This window comes from Lentisphaerota bacterium, from assembly GCA_016873675.1.
Lineage (GTDB): Bacteria > Verrucomicrobiota > Kiritimatiellia > RFP12 > JAAYNR01 > VGWG01.
On the sequence record VGWG01000165.1, the window covers coordinates 1 to 4,516 of the forward strand.

4 protein-coding genes are annotated in these 4,516 nt (G+C 56.4%); 2 read left to right on the plus strand and 2 right to left on the minus strand.

The features are described from left to right. Positions 1-401: 401 nt before the first annotated feature. Together FJ222_12145 and FJ222_12150 are read left to right on the plus strand one after the other, a co-directional pair. On the plus strand, positions 402-686 hold the full coding sequence (locus FJ222_12145; GenBank protein ID MBM4165172.1) for a DUF485 domain-containing protein: 285 nt from the start codon (positions 402-404) through the stop codon (positions 684-686). Next, positions 683-2,575, plus strand: a complete 1,893-nt coding sequence (locus tag FJ222_12150; protein ID MBM4165173.1) for a cation acetate symporter — start codon at positions 683-685, stop codon at positions 2,573-2,575. The genes FJ222_12145 and FJ222_12150 overlap by 4 nt, the downstream gene beginning before the upstream one ends. Here FJ222_12150 and FJ222_12155 read toward each other — a convergent pair. Further along, a complete protein-coding gene (locus tag FJ222_12155; GenBank protein ID MBM4165174.1) occupies positions 2,514-2,831 on the minus strand; it encodes a hypothetical protein in 318 nt (105 codons plus the stop codon). The two genes, FJ222_12150 and FJ222_12155, sit on opposite strands and share 62 nt — an antisense overlap. Next, positions 2,779-4,092 carry an ATP-binding protein gene (locus FJ222_12160; GenBank protein MBM4165175.1) on the minus strand — a complete coding sequence of 438 codons (1,314 nt, stop codon included), beginning with the start codon at positions 4,090-4,092 and terminating at the stop codon, positions 2,779-2,781. Before FJ222_12160 ends, FJ222_12155 begins: the two co-directional genes overlap by 53 nt. Positions 4,093-4,516: the final 424 nt, after the last annotated feature.

The window sequence follows — 4,516 nt, forward strand, 5'->3', positions numbered from 1 at the left end:
CCAGCATGGAGACAATTCGAACGAGGATCTCTTTTCCCGGTTCAGCCTGCGCAAGCAGCTTCTTGACCACAAGCAAGTCCAAGCATGCCGCACATTCTAAAGCCGAACCACGGGCAATGTCAAAAAAACCGTTTTCATGGGTGACATTTTATGATCACATGCAGGAGCAAAGCAAGATTACGATTACGATTACGATTATGATTACGATTAAGTAACCCTCATCAGAACGGCCATGCGTCCTTTTCTCTTCCAAGTCTCAGTGGCGCCTGACAGACGACTGTGCTATCATTTTATATTGTGCTTGCAGAACCGGCGCAGGAGGTTTTGCAAGCGCCTCCCCGTTCGTGCAGAGTGTTCTGCAAGAGCCTCGTGAAAATGGACGACTAACCAGGAGACCGTTGATGTTACACGAACCCGCTGCAAAGCAGGAGAAGGACCCTGCATCCGCCTGGAAAGCGCGGTTGGGCATTCGGCTGTTCTGGCTGTATTGCGCGATCTATGCAGGCTTCGTTGCGTTAGCGGTTTTTGCCGCCGAAACGCTCAAAACGCCGGTGCTGGCCGGCGTGAATCTGGCCATCATCTTTGGCGTGGCGCTGATCCTGTTTGCGCTCATTCTCGGGATCATCTATAACCACGTGTGCACCCGGAAAGAAGATGAGATGAACCACGAGGATACCCACCCATGAAGTACATCGCCAGTCCCATCGCCGTGGCTATCTTTCTGAGCTTTGTCGGTTGTGTGCTCGGGCTGTCCTTCTATTATGCGCGCAAAGCCAGATCGGCCGCAGGCTACTTCGCCGCAGGCGGAACCATTCACTGGTTTGTGAACGGGGTCGCTTTTGCCGGCGACTATCTCTCGGCCGCGTCCTTCCTCGGCATTTGCGGCATGATAGCCACCATGGGCTATGACGGCTTCCTCTATTCCATTGGCTATCTTGCCGGCTGGATTGTGGCCCTGTTTGTGGTGGCTGAACCGATGAAACGCCTCGGCAAATACACCTTCGCCGATGCCTTGGACTTTAAGTTTAACTCGAAGGGCATTCAGTTGATGGCCGCCATCAGCACGCTCGCCGTCTCGGTGTTTTATCTGATTCCGCAGATGGTCGGCGCCGGATCGCTGGTGACGCCGCTGCTGGGTTTTCCGCAGTGGGCCGGGGTCATCATGGTCGGGGCGATTGTCATCGCCATTGTGGCCACAGCCGGCATGACCTCCACCACGTATGTACAATTTCTCAAGGGCGGGTTGTTGATTGTCTTTTCATCCGTGCTGGTGATCGCTGTGCTCGCGAGAGGGCTGTCAACCACGCCGGGCAGCAAGACCTTCTTCCCGAAACAGCTCGATGCCGCAACGATCATGACAACTGGCGCTGACGGGTATTCATGTGTCACGCAGTTGGACGATCAGAAATCAGGCAAGCGTTTCGTTAAACTGGCCAAAGACGGCATCGAAGGGTGGTGGTTGCTCAACGGCCCCTCCCTGGAAGAGGTGCAGTCCCAGACCGAAACCCGGTCTGGAACGCTCTATAACGGCGCGCCCAAAGAAGCGGATCTTTTTAAATCCGTGGGGTATGTCACCCGTTTGCGTGATGAGAACGGCAACGAGATCACGCAGACGGGACGCCTCGGCCCGTTGCGCTATCTGGCGGCGCTCTCCCGTGCGGAGGTTGTGCGCTATCCCAAAAGCGCTCAGGTCAAGCTGATGGACGGCGACGCGCGGGTCACGCTTTTCTGCCCGGTGGTCACCCGGGGCGCGGACCTGCTGGTTCCCGGCCAGAAGTTCAAGACCAAGACCCCGGTGGAAAAGATGAACTTTATCTCCCTGATGCTGGCGCTATTCTTGGGCACAGCCGCTTTGCCGCATATTCTCATCCGCTATTACACCGTGCACTCACAGCGCGATGCCCGTAAATCGACGATCGTGGCCATTGGCGGGATCGGATTCTTCTACGTGCTGACGCTGTTTATGGGCCTCGGCGCCATGACACTGGGCGTCATTGATATGACGGATGACAACATGTCCGCTCCGCTGCTGGCCGGCTCATTCAGTCTGGTGCTGTTTGCCATCATCTCCGCCATTGCTTTTGCGACGGTCCTCGGAACCGTCTCCGGCCTGATCGTCGCGGCTTCCGGGGCGGTGGCGCACGACCTGATGGACAAGTTTATGAGCGTCACGATGACGGACATTCAAAAGGTTAAAACCGGAAAGATTGCCGCCGTTGTGGTCGGCATTCTGGCGATCGGCCTCGGGATTCTCTTTCAAGGAATGAACGTCACCTTCCTGGTCGGGTGGGCTTTTTCCGTGGCGGCATCAGCCAACCTGCCCGCGATCATCATGCTGCTTTTCTGGAAAAAGACGACCGCGACGGGGATCGCCTGGTCCATTGGCGTCGGCATGATGTCCGCGCTGTTAATCATCCTCACCTCTCCGGATATGTACGTGCAGTACACGCTCAATCCGGCGACTGCGCTGCACAGCCTCAACCAGCCAGGCATCGTCTCCATCCCGCTCAGCTTCATAACCTTGGTGGTCGTATCGTTGCTGACGCTGAAGAGAAAAGCTGAAGAGAAAAGCTGAAATGCTGAAAACTGAAAGCTGAAAGGCGGATCAGAAAACGCGCGAAGCGAGGTAGGGCGGCGGCGTCTCGCTGAAGAGAAAAGCTGAAATGCTGAAAACTGAAAGCTGAAAGGCGGATCAGAAAACGCGCACCGCGCGGGTAGGGCAGCGGCGTCTCGCCGCGCCGAAGGTGAATGCAAGGCCCGTCCCTTGGCCGTCCTCTCTCAGCTTTGTTGAACCAGGCGGCGTACAGCGTACATCGGAATGGTCTGCACACGGTCGTACTCCGTAAAGTTTTCCAGCGACACCCGGATGCCTTTCTTTAATTTCCGCTCGTCCATGAACAAGTACATGCTCTGCATCTGTCCCTTCGTGCCGGACTTCACCTCCACGGGCACAATGTCCGCTCCCTGTTGAATGACATAGTCGATCTCGGCATTGCTGTTCCTGGCCTCCCGGTGCCAGTAGTAAAGGTTGGCTTTCATGTGCGAAGGATGATTCCCGATCAGTTCCAACCCCGTGAAAACCTCTGCGAGACTGCCTTTGTTGACAAGGTCTAAGTCACCCGCCGTCAGGTGGCCCGGCACGTCGAGACCCATCAGACGCTGGTGGATGCCGATGTCGAACAGAAACACTTTGAACTTCTTCTCGTCAACCTGAGCGCCGAGCGGAATGCCGCGGGCATGTGTGTGCATGACCCGGTACGCCAACCCGGCCTGCAACAGCAACTGCAGGGCGTCCTTGAGCGGCTGGGCCGAGGAAGCGGAATCGATGCTGGAATACTTGAACTTGCCGCCTGCCTGTAGGACGATGGAACGGAACACCTCGGAGAGCCGTCCGACAGGCGCCCGTTTCTTATACTTCTTGAAGTCGTCATCAATCGTTGTGACCAGGTCGTCCAGTATTTTAAGGCATTCCGCCAGATCGTGTTTCTCCGCATACGCCTTCACGGCGGCAGGCATGCCGCCCACGAGTTGATACGTTTTCACAAGGTCCACGAGACGACGATGGAACGGTTTATCCACCGGGTGTGCCGCATCGGCCTGCGCGACAACACCGAGCAACGTGTCTTCCCCGGTCGCCATCAGGTACTCCGCGAAGGTCAACGGATACATAAACAGCGAGGAGAGTCGGCCAACCCCCAGAGACGGAATCTCGGCCAGAGCGAGTTCCAGCAACGAACCCGCCGCCACAACATGCAGATCCGGCATCTTCTCGTGGAAGAAACGCAATGCGCTCAACGCTTCCGGGCACGCCTGTATCTCATCGAAGAACAACAACGTCTCCCCGGCGACAATGGGGGTTGAAAAATAGGCGGCCAATTTCTCGCGGATGCGCACGGGATTGAGCGAGTCGTGGAAGAAGACCCGGATCTCGGGGTTTTCCTCAAAATTGACCTCGACGAAGTGTCGAAAGGTCTGGCCCAGTTCGCGGATCGAGTATGTCTTTCCGACTTGGCGAGCTCCGCGAACAAGCAACACCTTCCGCCCGGGACTTTGCTTCCAGGCCAACAGACGTGATTCAATCTCTCTCTTCATGAATAACCCCAGAAAAACAACCCTGAAAACAAGCCGTCAGCTCGCAATAACAAGTCAATTGAACACAAATATTGTCTGAAAGTCAACCCAATCATCCTTGACAGCCCTAACAGAGCTGCTCTGACGAATGCCACAGGGAATGCGCGAAGCGAGGTAGGGCAGCGGCGTCTCGCCGCGCCGCAGATCATGACGAATGCCACAGGGAATGCGCGTGTGTAGGTCTGTGGGTCTGTGAGTATGTGGGTGTGTGTGGGTGTGTGTGGGTGTGTGTGGGTCTGAATCGGGGTCGGTATCCGGGTCGGGGTCGAAATTCCAGGTTTTCCCATCGCCAGCGATCCCGATCCCGATAATGGCCATACTCCCGGGCGCAGTCACGGTTTATTTGCGTCGCCAGCGGTTGTGTGCCTGCCTTTCGGGCGGCAAA

Coding starts and splice junctions, on each gene's coding strand:
- FJ222_12160 (MBM4165175.1), bottom strand. CDS start 4,092: ATGAAGAGAGAGATTGAATCACGTCTGTTGGCCTGGAAGCAAAGTCCC.
- FJ222_12150 (MBM4165173.1), top strand. CDS start 683: ATGAAGTACATCGCCAGTCCCATCGCCGTGGCTATCTTTCTGAGCTTT.
- FJ222_12145 (MBM4165172.1), top strand. CDS start 402: ATGTTACACGAACCCGCTGCAAAGCAGGAGAAGGACCCTGCATCCGCC.